We start from the raw sequence: 246 nt of genomic DNA, 5'->3' as shown, positions 1-246 counted from the left end.
ACCACCTGACAAACCTCGCCTGGCGCATCGAACTGCGCGGCATGCAGAAGCTGGTTCTGCTCGCGCTGTCGCACCTCGCTGTGCAATCGACGGGCGACGCGAATTCGACCGTGCAACGGCTTGCCTTCATGTGCGGCATCTCGGATAGCGGCGTGCGCGAGCAGCTCAAGCACCTCGCCGAAGCGGGATATGTCGAGACCGTAACGGTCGACGACAAGCCCATCTACCGCGTACGCGTCGCGACAT

1 protein-coding gene is annotated in these 246 nt (G+C 63.0%); it reads left to right on the top strand.

The window, feature by feature from the left end; genetic code table 11:
- A partial coding sequence (locus tag SB679_RS25755; protein WP_410705208.1) for a helix-turn-helix domain-containing protein occupies nt 1-246 on the top strand: 246 nt, incomplete at both ends.

Origin of the sequence: Chryseobacterium sp. SIMBA_029, from assembly GCF_046535275.1 — a bacterium.
Lineage (GTDB): Bacteria > Bacteroidota > Bacteroidia > Flavobacteriales > Weeksellaceae > Chryseobacterium.
Note: the sequence above shows the minus strand (reverse complement) of the source record. Positions and strands in the feature narration are given on the sequence as shown.